The sequence below is a fragment of the Arthrobacter sp. UYEF3 genome (genome assembly GCF_040546245.1).
Lineage (GTDB): Bacteria > Actinomycetota > Actinomycetes > Actinomycetales > Micrococcaceae > Arthrobacter.
This window is the reverse complement of sequence record NZ_JBEPNK010000026.1, coordinates 43,809-57,923: the sequence shown is the minus strand read 5'-3', so window position 1 is coordinate 57,923 and position 14,115 is coordinate 43,809. Positions and strand designations below refer to the sequence as shown.

Genomic DNA, 14,115 nt, shown 5'->3' with positions numbered 1-14,115 from the left:
CGGGGTGGCACAGTCCGGCACAATCAACCAATTCAATACAATAAATTGGTATCAACAAACTTGGCACACTATTGAGTTCTCAAACAACAGACACACCCGGCACCACCACAACCCCACAGGGCCACAGATCGCTCCGGAGCAACTTCCCAAACTTACCCGAGTCCGGGACACTTAGCAAATCAACGTTTCCGCGATTCCCGGTCCCACGAAACAGGCCCCCACCCGGACACCGGCGCGCACAAAACGCGCCATCTTCCAGGCTGTTCAACAAGGGGGTCGGTCGCTATCTTTCCGCTTCAGCGGCGGCGACTCGAACTACTTTACACACCAAACCCACCCCGGACAAATCGGCCCCCACACCCCTCCCCCACCCACAAAAAACCCGCAAACACACCGAAAGCAGCCACCACAACCATGCCGGAGAGGGTAAAAGTCGTTGGCTGGAGTCAGATATGAAGGGTGTGCGCTCCGTCACCGGCCTGATCCGCGCCGGCGGGTGCCGGACGTCTCCGCCGCAGGCGGCTCAAACGGTGCCGGCTCAAACGGCGCCGGCTTAAATGCGGCGCCGGCTTAAATGCGGCGCCGGCTTAAATACGAAAGGGGCCGGCAACCACATGGTTGCCGGCCCCTCATCAAGCCACTGGGTTCAGGGATACTGAATTACCAGGAAGACTTCGTGATGCCCGGGAGCTCACCGCGGTGAGCCATGTCGCGGAAGCGAACACGGGAGATACCGAACTTCTGGAAGGTACCGCGCGGACGGCCATCGATGATGTCGCGGTTACGCAGACGTACCGGTGAGGCGTTGCGGGGCAGCTTCTGCAGGCCGAGGCGAGCAGCTTCGCGCGCCTCGTCGGTTGAGTTGGGATCAACCAGGGCCTTCTTCAGTTCGAGGCGCTTTGCAGCGTAACGCTCGACGATGACTTTACGCTGTTCGTTTTTAGCGATCATTGACTTCTTAGCCATGTGTTTAGCGCTCCTCTCGGAATTCGACGTGCTGGCGGATTTTGGGGTCGTACTTCTTCAGGACCATACGGTCCGGGTCGTTACGACGGTTCTTGCGCGTCACGTAGGTGTAACCCGTGCCCGCGGTCGACTTGAGCTTGATGATCGGACGTACGTCCTTGTCCTTAGCCACTAGAGCTTCACTCCTCGTGCCAGGATGGCGGCTACGACTACGTCGATGCCACGTACGTCGATGGTCTTGATGCCCTTTGCAGACAGCTGCAGAGTGACATTACGGCGCAGGGACGGAACCCAGTAGCGCTTCTTCTGGATGTTCGGGTCGAACCGGCGCTTGTTGCGACGGTGCGAGTGCGAAATGCTGTGTCCAAAGCCCGGCTCGGCTCCGGTCACCTGGCAGTGTGCTGCCATGACGACTCTCCTCATGAAAATAAAATGAAACGGCTGCGGAGTTCCCACAAAACCGTGCGACAGGCGACGTCCGCATCCAGCTCCCACATGCGTTCCGCAGTCCTCCGGCAACCGGCTGAGCCAGTTGCAGTCCTCACTGCGGCGAAGATTGTGAGTCACGGGCACGGGGCGGGATAACCAAGGGAAATCACCGCGGCGTGCCGGGATGCTGGGCGAATACAGGAGTGCACGCAATTTGAGCCCCTAACTACCGGCCACCGGGAGTGCCCGATTTCTCAGACATTTCCGTCAACCGGAGCAACTGCACACGCTCCGCGCCACCTAGCGCCCACCAAGTCTACGGGCTCGGCGAATTAAAGACCAATTCGGGGCCCGGCGGTGTATAAGGCGAAGCGGTCTGCACCTGCGGGCAAGTCTTACCCGGGACGCAGTTCTTTCACAGCGAAATGATAGGCAACGGGCAGACTCTGGAGACATGAACACATCAACCCAGACTGCCTCGCAGCCCGCGGTCCGTCGGGTGCCGGTGGAGCGGAACCCCTTCGAGGGACAGCAGCGCCGGCGGATGCTCAAAGCAGACCTCCTCACCGTGATCGCCTGGGCGTCGCTGGCGGGTGCGTTGGCGTTGTGGCTGGCCGACGGCGGCGCCAACGGCTTCTCGAGCTTGGCCGGAGCCTTCACGGCGGCGGGGATTGTGGCCGGGCTGGCCGGCATGGACCTGGTGCTGCTCATGCTGCTCCTCGCGGCTCGGCTTCCGATCATCGACGGCGCGGTCGGACATGACCGCGCCCTCGAGTTCCACCGCAAACTCGGCAAGCCTTCGCTGTACCTCCTGCTGGCCCACGGCGTCCTGCTCGCAGTCGGCTACGGGGTGGCCGAGGGACTGGATCCGGTCAGCGAGGCTGTGGCCCTGTGGGTCCAGGTTCCGGACATGTGGCTTGCGTATGTTTCGACGGCGTTGTTTATCGCCGTCGTCGTTACCTCCCTGGTGGCCGTCCGCCGGCGTTTTCCATATGAGTTTTGGTACGTCGTTCACCTGCTCACCTATGCCGCGGTGCTGACGTCCCTGCCGCACCAGTTCAGCGTCGGTGGACTCTTCGCCGAAGGGACCTGGCAGCGCTGGTATTGGCTTGCGGTGTGTATCGGCACGGGGGCAGCGCTCGCACACTACCGGGTCCTTGAGCCGATCGTTGCCACTTTCCGGCTCAGCTTGCGGGTCAGCCGGGTGGTGGCAGTGGCCCCCGGCGTGGTCAGCATCGAAATGGCGGGTCGGCACCTTGACGAACTTGCCGGCAGTGGCGGGCGCTTCTTCATCTGGCGCTTCCTCACCCCCGGTCAGTGGTGGCATCCGCATCCGTTCAGCCTCTCCGCCGATCCGCTGCAGTTCGACGACGGCGGCGGACGGCTGCGGATCACGGTCCGCAACCTCGGCCGGGGTTCGGCACGCCTGGCACGGCTGAAACCCGGCACCAGGGTGGCGGTCGAAGGGCCGTACGGACTGTTCAGCACCGCGTCGCGCAGCCGCAAGCACATTGTGATGATTGGTGCAGGTATCGGCATCACCCCGATCCGCGCCCTGCTGGAGAGCACTCCGTTGGCACCGGGCGATGCCACAGTGATCCTCCGCGGCCACAGTCCATCCGGGCTGTACCTCGGCCAGGAAATCCTCGATCTGTGCCAACGCCGCGGTGCCACGCTGTTCCACTTGACCGGCCGCCGTCCGCGGGGCGCGCACACATGGCTGCCGGAAAGTGAGGCGCGCTCCGGCTACCGGCTGGCAAGCTACGCGCCAAACCTCGCCGACTCCGACGTCTACGTCTGCGGGCCCTCCGGCTGGGCACAAAACGTCCTAGATGACGCGCGCCGGGCCGGCGTGCGGGACGAGCAACTCCACTACGAAAGGTTCGACTGGTGAGAATTCGCGCAGTTCTTTCAGCAACCCTGGCCTCGGTCGGGATCCTTGTGGTCGGCTGGCAGTCGGGAACCCACGTCACCACTACGGCCAGCGCCGTCGGCACGGCAGCAGGTACCAACGGGGCCGGGTCTAACGGAGCCGGGTCCGGCGCCACGGGCTCCAGCGGTTCGGCCGGGAGCCCGACGTCGTCCTCAGGGTCAACCGGGCCCACCGGCGCGCCGGCCGCGGCCGGCGCCACCTTCGCGGGCTCCGTCGTGCAGACGCGCTTCGGCCCCGTTCAGGTGCAGATCGCCGTAGGCGGCAGCACCATATCGAATGTCGCCGCCCTGCAATTGACTAATGAAGATCGCAGGTCGGTGCAGATCAGCAACTACGCCGCCCCGTTGTTGCGCTCCGAGGTCCTCCGGGCGCAGTCGGCCAAGGTGCAGACCATCAGCGGAGCCACCGTTACCAGTTCCGCGTACCTGACCTCACTCCAGTCGGCCCTCGATGCAGCCCACCTCTGAGTTCGGCCGGCCGGGCCTCAAGGCCAGGACCTTCCGCTGTATGGGCACGGTCGTCAGTCTCACCGTTCCCGCCGGAACCGAGATCGGGACCGCGGCGGCCGATGCCGCGCTGGCGGCCGCGACCGTCGTCGTCGAACAGCTGTTCCTGGAACTCGACGCCCGCTTCAGCCTCTACCGGCCCGGGTCCGAGGCCAGCCGGCTGGCACGCGGGGAGCTTTCGCTGCGCGAGGCCTCGCAGGATTTCCGGGACCGCTACGCCGAAGCCGCCGAATGGCGGCTTCTGACCGAGGGTGCGTTCACCCCCGAACGGCCGGACGGCGTGCCGGATCTGTCCGGGCTGGTGAAGGGCTTCGCGATCAAGGAAGCCGGGGCCGCGCTGGAGGCACTGGAGCTCGGCGACTGGTGCCTGAACGCCGGCGGCGATGTGCTGGTCGCAGGTTCGCCCATCATGGCCAGCGGTGCCTCGTGGCGGGCGGGGATCGTTGATCCGCAGGACCGCAACACCCTGATCGCCGCCTACCCGCTCGGCGGCGGCACCGGCGCCGCCGCGCTGGCCACCTCCGGCTCCGCCGAACGCGGCGACCACATCTGGACCAGCGGCGCGGGCCTTTGTGAATTCCACCAGGTGTCGGTGGCCGCGGCAGACATTGTCACCGCGGATGTGCTCGCAACGGCGATTGTGGCCGGCGGGGTTCCCATGCTTAACCGGGCGACCAGCGGCTGGGACGTGGAGGTGCTCGCCATCCGGAACGACGGCGGCCTCCTCGCCACGAAGGGGTTCCGCGCCTAGGCTCGCCTCCGCCTCGACTTCCGCCGGCATTGCCCGTTCCGTGTCTGCCGTCACCTATGCGGGCAGGACGTTCGATGCCGCCACACGCGAGTACCAGAGGCCGCTCGCCTTGGGGATCCTGCGCTGCGATTCGTATTCCACCCGGACCAGCCCGAAACGCTGGTGATAGCCGAAGGCCCATTCGAAATTGTCCAGCAGGGACCAGGCAAAATATCCGCGGACATCCACGCCGTCCGCCAGCGACTGGTGGAGGGCCCGCAGGTGCTGGTCGAAGAAGGCGAGCCGCGCCTGGTCATCGACGAATCCCGCGGCGTCCGGCACGTCAGCGAAGGCTGCGCCGTTTTCCGTGATGTAAGTCGGGATTCCGGCCGGGCCGGTGTATTCGCGCTGCAGCCGGTTCAGCAAACGGCGCAGGCCCTCCGGCTGGACCTCCCATCCCATCCCGGTGACGGGGAGGCCGCGCAGAACCTCCCGGACGCCGTCGGCCGCGACAAGGGGTGACGCATGCTGCTCCGGCTGCTCCGCATCCGTGGTGAAGGCGGCACCGTGGTAGTAGTTGACGCCCAGCACGTCGAGTGGCTCCGAAATCACGTCGAGATCCCCCGGCCGGATTACGTCGGCCATGCCGAGGTGGGCCACGTCGGCGAGCACGTCGGCCGGGTACTCGCCGTGGAAGAGCGGGTCCAGGAAAAGCCGGTTCGACTGGCCGTCAACCCTCCGGGCTGCATCCAGGTCCCCGTCCCGGGCGGGGTCCGCCGGATCGGCCACCGTTAGGTTCAAGGTGATGCCCAGGGTTGCCTCCAGATCGCGCCGACGGAGCTTCCGGACGGCCAGGCCGTGCCCCAGCAGCAGGTGGTGTACTGCCGCGAGCGCGGCAGCAGGGTCCCGTCGGCCCGGGGCATGGATGCCCGCAGCGTAGCCAAGGAACGCGGAGACCCAGGGTTCGTTGAGCGTGGTCCAGATCCTGACCCGGTCGCCGAGGGCCTCGTGCATCACCGCGGCGTAGTCGGCGAAGCGTTCGGCCGTTTCCCGCGCCGCCCAGCCGCCCTTGTCCTCGAGTGCCTGCGGGAGGTCCCAGTGGTACAGCGTCACCCAGGGCGTGATACCTGCGGCGAGCAGCTGGTCGACCAGACGCGAGTAGAACGCGATGCCTTCGGGATTCGGCGTCACGCCGTCGGGCATGCAACGGGCCCAGGAGATGGAGAAGCGGTAGGCGGCCAGGTTCAGGTCCGTCATCAGCCCCACGTCCTCGGCCGTGCGGTGGTAGTGGTCGCAGGCGACGTCGCCGTTATGGGCATCCGCGACGGCGCCGGGAACGCGGCAGAAGACGTCCCAGATGGAGTCCCCGCGGCCGTCCTCGTGCGCAGCCCCCTCGATCTGGTAGGCGGCGGTGGCGGCTCCCCACAGGAATCCGGCCGGGAAGGCGAGAGGGCTGGTGTTCATCCTGTTGTTGCTCCTTGCGTCGTGCCGGAAGGCGTCTTGCTAGAGGCGGGTGAGCTGAGCGTACCGCGGTGACAGCCCGTCGCCGGAGGATTTGCCGGTGACCCGGCGGAGCACCCAGGGTCCGGCGAATTCGCGCACCCAGCGGGCGTTCGCGCGGATCGCATCGGAGCGGCCGAGTTCCGGAACCGGGGTCATCGGCGGGACATCGATCGAGTGCTCGTGCTCCAGCACGGTAAGGACGCGCTTGGCCATGTTGGCGTGGCCGGCTGCCGACATGTGCATGCGGTCGGTCGCCCACATGCCCCAGTCGTAGTATTCGCTGAACCGCCAATAGTCCACCAGCAGGGCGTCATGGTCTCCGGCGATGCCGCGGACCAGTTCGTTGTAGATGGCGGTGCGGCCGCGCATGGTCCCGAAGACCTTGGAGCCGCGGGCGTCGAAGCCGGTGAACATCACCACTGTGGCCCCGGCCGCTCTCAGCTTGCGGATCCCGGCGTCGTATTCCGCCAGCAGGTCATCGATGTCGACCTTGGGCCGGAGGATGTCGTTCGCGCCGGCGTAGATGGTCACCAGGGTCGGATTGAGCGCGACGGCGGCGTCCACCTGCTCAGCCATGATCTGGCGGAGCTTCCGTCCGCGGATGGCGAGGTTGGCGTAACCGAATCCCGGATCTGCTGCGCCCAACTGCTCGGCGACCCGGTCGGCCCAACCGCGGACGCCGTTCGGGCGGGTCTGGTGATCGTCGCCGACGCCCTCCGTGAAGGAATCTCCGAGAGCAACGTAGCGGGCCGTAAAATCCATGGAGCCAGTCTGCCACCGGTTGCTGAGAGCAACCAAGGGGCGCTACGCGGGGGGAGGCGTGCTGTCGCGCAGGATCCAGTGGCCCGCGTCGAGCCGGGACACGATCTTCTCGCCAATCCGGGCCATCATCGCGACGTCGTCCGGATCCAGGGCGTCAAGGAACAGCGCGCGGACGGCCTCCACATGGTCCGGAGCGAGCCCCGCAATGGTGGTCATTCCGTCGTCGGTGAGATGCGCGGTGGTGACGCGGGCATCGCCGGGATGCGGCCGCCGCTCGAGCCACCCGCGGTTCTGGAGTTTGGTGACCACGTGCGAGAGCCGGGACAGTGAAGCGCTGGTGCGGGCCGCCAACTCGCTCATGGGGAGGTAGCGGCCCTCCGCCTCGGAAAGCATGGCCAGGACGTTGTAGTCGAATAGCGAGAGTTTTCCAGCGGCATGCAGCTGGGTGTCCAGTGCGGCGGGCAACAGTGTATTGATACTCAGCTGGGCCAGCCAGGCACGGCGTTCGTCAGCGGTGAGCCAGCGCGGTTCGGTCATGGCTCTATTCTAGGAGCCTTGATGATTGACGGTTCAACGTCGGTGCGGGCCGGGGCACCCGACTGCCCGCCTGCGAGCCCGGCGCAAGCGGTAGGCTGGCGCTATGTACGTAGTCTCCCTGACCTACAAGGTGCCCGAAGAGATCGTCGATTTCCACCTGCCCGCGCACGTCGCCTGGCTGCAGGATGCGTTCGACCGCGGGGTCTTCATGGTCGCAGGGCGCAAAATCCCGCGCACCGGCGCGCTCCTGCTGTCCAACGCGGACCGCGCCGAGCTGGACGCGGCACTTGTCAAGGACCCCTTCTACGTTAACGGCGTCGCCGACTACGACGTAGAGGAATTCCATGCCAGCCGCGTCGCACCAGGGTACGAGAACCTACAGGACAGCTAGCTCAGCCGGGCAGCAGCTTTTTCAACCCAGCCCAGGACCAATGCGGGTCAGCGCAGGACGATGTCCACCGGGTTGGCTTCGGACCGCCACTTGCCCTCCGAGCCCGGGCCCGCCGCGATCACCGGGGCCGTAAGGATACCGGACCGGTTGGTGCGCTTGTCCCGGAGAATCTCCGTCACCGAACCAAGGTGGCGGGACAGGTCGATCACGTTTTCCGGCGCGGCCAGCAACAGCTGGAAGCCGAACTCATGCAGCGCCTTAATCCCAGCGCCGGCGAACTCCTCCGAGGCCAGCACGAACGCCTCGTCCATCATCACCGTGCCATACGTGGTGAAGCCCTGCTCGGCGATGCCCAGCTGGTAGCTCAGCGCCGCCGCCATGATGAACGCGGTGAAACGCTGCCGCTCGCCGCCGGACATGGAGCCTGTGTCCGCGTGCATGAAGACCTCAGTCTTCGCTGCACGGTTCCCGGCGCCGTCCTTCGCCGCCGCTTTGGAACCGGGGGCCCGCACCTCGCGGTGCTCCTTGCACTGGATGAACAGATGCCCGCGGACGTCCAGCACCTCGGCACGCCAGCGCCGGTCCTCGGGGGTCTGCGACCCGAGCCGCTTCACGAGCGTTTCGAGCGACTTGTAGCGGTTGGTGAGCTCGTCGTCGTCGTCCGTCTGTGTGCTGGCGACGGCGGCCGGCGCGGCGGCCCTTCCGGGCCGGGCGTGCCGGACCTTCAGCGCGTTCTGGATAGCGTCCTTGAACTGCTTCGCGGTAGCCGGCAGGGTCTGCTTGATGTCCAGCGCCAGGAAGCTGCCCTCGTGGAAGTTGACCTCGGAAAGAATGCCGTTCAGCGGCAGGATGCGGCTCGTGATGGAGCGGCGTTCCTCGTCCAGCAGGTGCAGCAGCGTACTGAAGGACTCGTGCGTGCGCTGGTTGAAGAACTGCCGGAACTCGGCTTCCTGCGCGGGCAGTCCGTCGCTCACAATCGCGTGGTAGCGGGATTCAAACTCGCCCGCGGCTCCGACGGAGGTGCCGTGGTCCGCGGAAATTGCCGTTCCCCATTCGCGGACGAAGCCCTCGAAGATGCGGGTGAGCCGCTCGGAGGTGGCCTGTCCGCGGGACTCGGCCGCGTGGAGCTCGGCCAGCAGCCGGGTCCGGACCTGGTGGGCGAGGTTATCCAGCTCGTACATTTCGAGCAGCTCGCTGAAGCCCGTGAAGTAGGGTGCCAGCGCCGTGACAGTGGCGTCCGACGGCGGCTGCTCGGCCAGGCGCTGCCGGGCGGCGTCCAGCAGGGAGTCCGCCGCGGTGAGCTGCGCATCGAGGGCCTTGTACTCGCTTTGGAGGACGGCCGCGGCCTCGGTGCTGGACTGGTGCTTATGCCGGGCGGCTTCGATGTTGGCGCGCAGCGGCTCGAGGTCCGCCTGCGCGGCGAGGGCGTCCCTGAGCCGCTGCTCAATCCTGGCGAGCTCCTCGGCGGCAACCGCTGCGGACACCTGCTCCCAGGGCCGGTGGTCACCGGCCACGCGGCGCAGGGCGTCCAGCTGGCGGGCCATGCCCTGGTGTGACTCTTCCCGGCTTTGCGCCAGGTCGGCGGCCTGGGCGAGTTCCTGCCGGAGCTCCTCGACCTGCGCCGCCACCACCCCAAGCTTGGCGGCGTTGTCGAACCCGAGCACGTAGTCCTGCCGCGAGGTGAAGCGGTCGTCCTTTTCCACCGTGTGGCGGTTGCGCTTGACCACGCCGCCCAGGCTCAAGCCCTTGTCCAGCCGGGCCAGCTCGCCCGGATCCTCCACGCAGGCGTAGGCGAAATCGAGGGCGATCCGCTCCCGGATCCACTCGCCGGCCGCCGCGAAGGAGCTGCCGGCCGGGCCCGAGGTAAGGATGTCAAGCTTTGTCAGCAGATCGCTGTTGGCTACGTCCTGCACGGCCAGCGCGCCGCCGGCGAGCGGCTTCGAAATGTCCACCGCGCGCAGCGCCCCGCGGACCGGGTGGTTATTGAGGTAGCGGGTGACGGCGGCAAAGTGGTCGCCGGGCACCAGCAGGGTGGTGGCCAGGCTGCGCAGTGCACGTTCGGCGGCCGGACGCCACTGTTCGTGGCCATCCGCGAGGTCGATCAGTTCACCGCCGAAAGGCATCTGCTCCTCGGGAATGCCGGTGGCCGCCGCGATGGCGCCGCGGTTTTCAATGCTCGACGGCGGCAGCAGGGACTTGCGGGTCTTGAGCGAGAGGAGTTCCTGCTGGGCGGCCGCGAGCTCCCGCTTCCGGGTCGCGTGGCTGTCGAACGCCTCGAAGCGAAGCTCCTTGAGCGCCTCCGAGTCGTCCTGAAGCTCGGCCGAGCGTGCGGCCGCGTGCTCGTGGGCCTGCTCCCAGCCCGCGGGCGTCCACTCAAGTTCCAGGCCGGCGTCCGTCAGGGCCTTACGGGCGGCCTCCTCGACCTGCTCGCGGAGCTTGAGGCCCACCCGGGCGTTCTCCAGCGACTGTTCAATCGCGGAAATCGCGTTGCCGCCCTGGTTGTTGTAGTCCGCCTCAAGCTCGCGCAGATCCTTCGCCAGGCCGTCGCGGACGCCGCGTTCGGCGCCGAGCTGACGGGCCTTGTCCTGCGCGAGCGCCTTGACGCGTTCCAGGGTGTTGCCGTGCACGCTGACAGCCAGCTGCTGCTTATAGGCCTCGAACTCCCCGCCCGCGAGGTCCCGCAACCGGTTCGCGTCGAGCAGGGACCGGGCATACTCCTTGTTCAGTCCGGGGACGGGGGCGAGCTGGTCGCGCTGCTGCCGGACGTCCTCGAGCCGCTGCCGGATGGACATCAGGTTGCTGAATTCCTCGACGACGTCGTCCGCGGCAGCCAGCGTGGCGGGCGCATCCAGGACCTGGTCGCGGAAGAAGGTGTTGACGCTGCCGCCCAGACCTTTGCCGGCCTGGATCACACGAAGCAGCGGCAGGGCCTGGTCCGAGTTGATCCCCAACAGGCGCCGGAAACGCTCGGCGAAGGCCTTGTGGACGTCGAAGATCTGGGCGTCCGGGAAGATCGCGTCCAGGGCCGACTTGGTGAACCGCTTCTCTGCGATCCCTTCGAGCGCGGCCAGGTCCAGCGGCTTGTTGTCGATCAGGTAGAACCGGCCGACGCTGGACTCGGTCCCGTTCTTAGGCACGTCGAAAAGTGCCGAGATGGTCACCCTGGTGCCCGCGGCGTTGTCAAAGGTCAGCCCGACGGCGGACCAGGTCGCGCCGGGGCGCTGGAACGCACTGGCCGAGCCCTCGCCCACGGCCTTGTCCCCCACCTTGCCGCGCATGTACGTGAACGTGGTCCGTTTGTCCTCGACGGCGCCGCCGGCACGCTGGGCGGCCGCCTCGTTGGAACGCGGCCGGGCGTCGAACACCCGCAGCATGGCATCGAACAGCGTGGACTTCCCGACGCCGGAATTTCCGGTCAGCAAGGTGCCGTTGCGGTCCACGTGCATTGTGTGCGCGCCATGGAACGTGCCCCAGTTGACCACCTGGACTAGGGCGAGGCGCATCTGGCCGGGGTTGGTGAGCTCGCCCAGCGGGAGCATGGTTGCGATACTCACTGCTCGTCCTCCGCTTCGTCTGTGTGGTCGCGTTCCGCAGTCGAGCCGCTGTGGTCGCCTCGCGCGGCCCCACCGGAGACATGCTCTGCATGCTCGCTCGTTCCGCCCCACGGACTCCCTTGCCTCGCAAGCTCGGCCAGGGAACCCTGTCCGAGTGGGCCCTGCTTAGACGCATGCTGCCGCATGTCCCCGGCGCTGCCGCTGCTGTTAACAAGCGCGTCGTCGTCGTCCTCGGTGTCGTCGTCCGTCGGGGCTGCTGGGTCGGCGTCGAGGTCAAGGAGGGGTTCTGTTCCGGTGGGGTCGGTGCTGGCGGCGACGAGGGCTTCGATTTGGGCCGGGATGTCACCGATGTTTTGGAAGGGCAGCGCCAGGGGGAGGGCGTTGGAGATGGTGTAGACCTCGTCCAGGCCCGTGCTGAGGAGTAGTTGGCGAGCTAGGAGCTTGGTGATGGCGCGGTTGACGACGTCGGAATCGCGCAGCGCATCCTGCTGGCCGGCGGGCTGATAATGGGCGACGAGATCGGCTATTTCCTCGCGCGTGATCGTGGGGTCGGTCTGGGCGGTGACGTGGCGGTCCAGGAGCAGGCGCAGGCGCAGCAGCACGATGGTTTCGACCCGGCTCAGGGCACGCTGCTGGCGCAGGATGCTGGAACGGGTACTGCCGCCGATCGCCTCGGGATCCACCGGGCGCAGCACGGCGACCTTGCGCTCATGGTCCAACTGGAGCGTCAGGAACAGCTCGGAGAGGCGGCTGCGCAGGATCAGCTGGTTGTCCAGCAGTGTGGTCCACAGCTTTTCGTCGTGGCCGCCGTCGATGTAGGGGCCCTTGAGGAGTTTCACGAGCGCCTGGCGGACCTTCATCGGAAGCACGCCGGTGTCCCCCGGGAAGAGCGCGGCGCCGTCGACGAAGGTGTCCCGCGGGGTCACGGTGAAGGGATCGGCGTGCACGTGCCCGGGCGAGTGCTGGGGCTCGTCCACTGGCTCGGTGCCGGGCACTTCCTGGGCAAGTTCGGTCATCTTCAATCCTTCTTGAGCGTGACGACGGGCAGGTACGCGGTGCGGACGGAGCCGTCGATCTGTTCGAAGTCCAGTGTCGCCCAGGCCTCGCGGTCGAAGCCGGCACCCTGGTGCAGCGCGTGCGAGAGCAGGGCACGGATGGAGTTGATGTGGCGTTCCGTCTCTGGCAGTTGCTCCCAGGCCTCCGCCAGGGTGGACACCCCGGCGAAGGCGGTGCGGATCGCCTCGGGGCTGGCCTTGCCGGTACGCGGCGAGCGCGTCCGGTCGGAGTTGCTGAATGCGATCGGGTCCGCCAGCTTCGGCGGCACGGCAAACTCGTCCGGGTCGAAGAGCTTGACCATGGCCAGGGATTCGAAGCCGGCGTTGAAGAGCACCGGTCCGCTGACCAGGCCGGGGCGTTCGCGCTCGTAGGGCAGCGAGCGGATGGCCTGCTCGGCTTCGCGCAGGGCCTTGCGGAGCCTGACGGACTGGCGGTAGTCGTCGCTCTGGACGTAGGTGTTGAGGCTTTCGCTGAGCTTTCCGTAGATCCGCTGGATCTGGCTGTGCTGCGTGCGCAGTTCGGCCACGAGGTTCTTCAGTGTCTCGCGCTCATCTTGGCTGAGCTCGTCGGCGAACTGCCTGCTGAGCACCTCCCCGATCGCGGAACGGAAGCGCAGTTGCTGTTGCGGGTCCTCCAGGAACGCGGTGAAGGACCGGAAAGTCCTGCCTTCCGGGCTCTGCCGGAGCCGTTTGTCCGCCTCCAGCACCTGCGCCATGGTGGCGCCCTTGCTGAGGGATTCCTCGATGATCTGGTTCCGGAGCTCGCCCACCAGTTCCTCGATCCGGTCCCGCATCTTCTTGTAGTCCGCGGGCAGGCTCGCGGCGAGGTCCAGGATATTGCCGGCCGCTTCGACGGCTTCGTCGTCGTCGAGCAGCCCGTCGAACTCGCCCGAGCTGATCTCCTCGATCAGCTGTCGGCGGTCGCCGATCTCCTCTTCCAGGGATACCAGCCGGGCGCTCTGGTCCGGGTTGGTCTCGTTGGCGAGCTTTTCCACGTCGCCGAGCAGTGTGCCGAGCCTCGAACCGTTGAGCGTGGAACGTTCACTGGACAGGCTGTCCAGGAAGGCCAGGACCCGGGCCGCGGGCTCGGTGAGCTCGTAGACAATCTGGCCGGACTGGTTGCGGCGGGTCAGGAAGTTCCTGCGGGTCCACTCGTCGCCGAAACCCTTGCCGTTGGCGGAGCCCCCTAGTCCCGGGTCCTGGCGGCGGAGTTGCTCAAGGAAGGCGTCGACGTCGGCGTGGAACTGTTCCAGCGTCAGCTGCGGCCGGGTGCGGGTGAAGGAGGCCTGCAGCACGGCTATCACCCATGGCGCCGAGCGGGTCAGTGCCCAGGCCGGCCCCTTGGTGAGGAGTTCGAGGTCCCGGAGCCGGGCGCTGATGGCGTCGGCGGAGGACAGGGCGGAACGGGACACGCAGTTCTCCTATCGCTGCCGAGGTGGGGTCGGGCAGCGGATATAAGAAAACTGCCAACTACAAGGTTAACGCAGGGCCCGGGTAATCACCGTTGAACCTGTCGCGCTGCGGGAGCACACTGGAAGGACCACGTGGGAGGAGAGTGACATGCGGACAAAGACTGCATGGATCATAGGTGCGGCGTCGACGGCGGTGGTCCTGAGCGGCGCCTCGGTGGCCGTCGCGGCTGATGGACTGCTGGGCCCGAACGTTCCGGTCCCCGGCGTCAGTATCGCGCCGCAACCGACCGACACCCCTGATTCGGATGACGCCGGCCTGCTCCCCTGAGCGGCGCGG

At 66.9% G+C, this 14,115-nt stretch carries 13 protein-coding genes and 1 pseudogene; 5 read left to right on the top strand and 9 right to left on the bottom strand.

Translation table 11 applies throughout. The annotated features are described in order from the left end of the window. Positions 1-660: 660 nt before the first annotated feature. From rpsN to rpmB, 3 genes are read right to left on the bottom strand one after another with little or no spacing between them, the layout of a single operon-like run. Positions 661-966, bottom strand: coding sequence for a 30S ribosomal protein S14 (gene rpsN, locus ABIB14_RS15710; RefSeq protein ID WP_043485315.1), 306 nt, complete (start codon positions 964-966; stop codon positions 661-663). Between the two features lie 4 nt (positions 967-970). After that, entirely contained in the window at positions 971-1,138 is a 168-nt protein-coding gene (gene rpmG, locus ABIB14_RS15705; RefSeq protein ID WP_013602737.1) for a 50S ribosomal protein L33, read from the bottom strand. Next, positions 1,138-1,374 carry a 50S ribosomal protein L28 gene (gene rpmB, locus ABIB14_RS15700; protein ID WP_056342125.1) on the bottom strand — a complete coding sequence of 79 codons (237 nt, stop codon included), beginning with the start codon at positions 1,372-1,374 and terminating at the stop codon, positions 1,138-1,140. The genes rpmG and rpmB overlap by 1 nt, the downstream gene beginning before the upstream one ends. A gap of 475 nt (positions 1,375-1,849) precedes the next feature. On the opposite strand from rpmB, the gene ABIB14_RS15695 reads away from it, so the two are divergent. From ABIB14_RS15695 to ABIB14_RS15685, 3 genes are read left to right on the top strand one after another with little or no spacing between them, the layout of a single operon-like run. Further along, positions 1,850-3,289 (top strand): ferredoxin reductase family protein, encoded by a 1,440-nt coding sequence (locus ABIB14_RS15695; RefSeq protein WP_354236846.1) that lies wholly within the window; start codon positions 1,850-1,852, stop codon positions 3,287-3,289. Then, the gene (locus ABIB14_RS15690; RefSeq protein WP_354236845.1) at positions 3,286-3,795 is read left to right on the top strand and encodes an FMN-binding protein; all 510 of its coding nucleotides are present in this window, start codon (positions 3,286-3,288) and stop codon (positions 3,793-3,795) included. Before ABIB14_RS15695 ends, ABIB14_RS15690 begins: the two co-directional genes overlap by 4 nt. Further along, entirely contained in the window at positions 3,779-4,585 is an 807-nt protein-coding gene (locus ABIB14_RS15685; protein ID WP_354236844.1) for an FAD:protein FMN transferase, read from the top strand. The genes ABIB14_RS15690 and ABIB14_RS15685 overlap by 17 nt, the downstream gene beginning before the upstream one ends. A gap of 54 nt (positions 4,586-4,639) precedes the next feature. Here ABIB14_RS15685 and ABIB14_RS15680 read toward each other — a convergent pair whose 3' ends face one another. The 3 genes from ABIB14_RS15680 to ABIB14_RS15670 are packed head-to-tail and all read right to left on the bottom strand — an operon-like array spanning position 4,640 to position 7,366. Beyond that, positions 4,640-6,028, bottom strand: coding sequence for a GH1 family beta-glucosidase (locus tag ABIB14_RS15680; protein ID WP_354236843.1), 1,389 nt, complete (start codon positions 6,026-6,028; stop codon positions 4,640-4,642). Between the two features lie 39 nt (positions 6,029-6,067). Beyond that, a complete protein-coding gene (locus tag ABIB14_RS15675) occupies positions 6,068-6,829 on the bottom strand; it encodes an SGNH/GDSL hydrolase family protein (protein ID WP_354236842.1) in 762 nt (253 codons plus the stop codon). A 42-nt stretch (positions 6,830-6,871) separates the two neighbouring features. After that, on the bottom strand, positions 6,872-7,366 hold the full coding sequence (locus ABIB14_RS15670; RefSeq protein WP_354236841.1) for a MarR family winged helix-turn-helix transcriptional regulator: 495 nt from the start codon (positions 7,364-7,366) through the stop codon (positions 6,872-6,874). Positions 7,367-7,469: 103 nt separating this feature from the next. Here ABIB14_RS15670 and ABIB14_RS15665 point away from each other — a divergent pair, with 103 nt between their 5' ends. Beyond that, the gene (locus tag ABIB14_RS15665) at positions 7,470-7,757 is read left to right on the top strand and encodes a YciI family protein (protein WP_354236840.1); all 288 of its coding nucleotides are present in this window, start codon (positions 7,470-7,472) and stop codon (positions 7,755-7,757) included. 47 nt (positions 7,758-7,804) lie between these two features. Here the strand turns inward: ABIB14_RS15665 and ABIB14_RS15660 are convergent, their stop codons facing one another. The 3 genes and pseudogenes from ABIB14_RS15660 to ABIB14_RS15650 all read right to left on the bottom strand — a co-directional run bounded on the left by ABIB14_RS15660 (position 7,805) and on the right by ABIB14_RS15650 (position 13,778). Continuing rightward, entirely contained in the window at positions 7,805-11,311 is a 3,507-nt protein-coding gene (locus ABIB14_RS15660) for an ATP-binding protein (protein WP_354236839.1), read from the bottom strand. A 218-nt stretch (positions 11,312-11,529) separates the two neighbouring features. After that, positions 11,530-12,327 (bottom strand): annotated as a pseudogene (locus tag ABIB14_RS15655) (DUF4194 domain-containing protein); the annotation flags it as partial. 2 nt (positions 12,328-12,329) lie between these two features. After that, positions 12,330-13,778, bottom strand: coding sequence for a DUF3375 family protein (locus tag ABIB14_RS15650; protein WP_354236837.1), 1,449 nt, complete (start codon positions 13,776-13,778; stop codon positions 12,330-12,332). 148 nt (positions 13,779-13,926) lie between these two features. On the opposite strand from ABIB14_RS15650, the gene ABIB14_RS15645 reads away from it, so the two are divergent. Continuing rightward, the gene (locus ABIB14_RS15645) at positions 13,927-14,106 is read left to right on the top strand and encodes a hypothetical protein (protein WP_354236836.1); all 180 of its coding nucleotides are present in this window, start codon (positions 13,927-13,929) and stop codon (positions 14,104-14,106) included. Positions 14,107-14,115 lie beyond the last annotated feature (9 nt).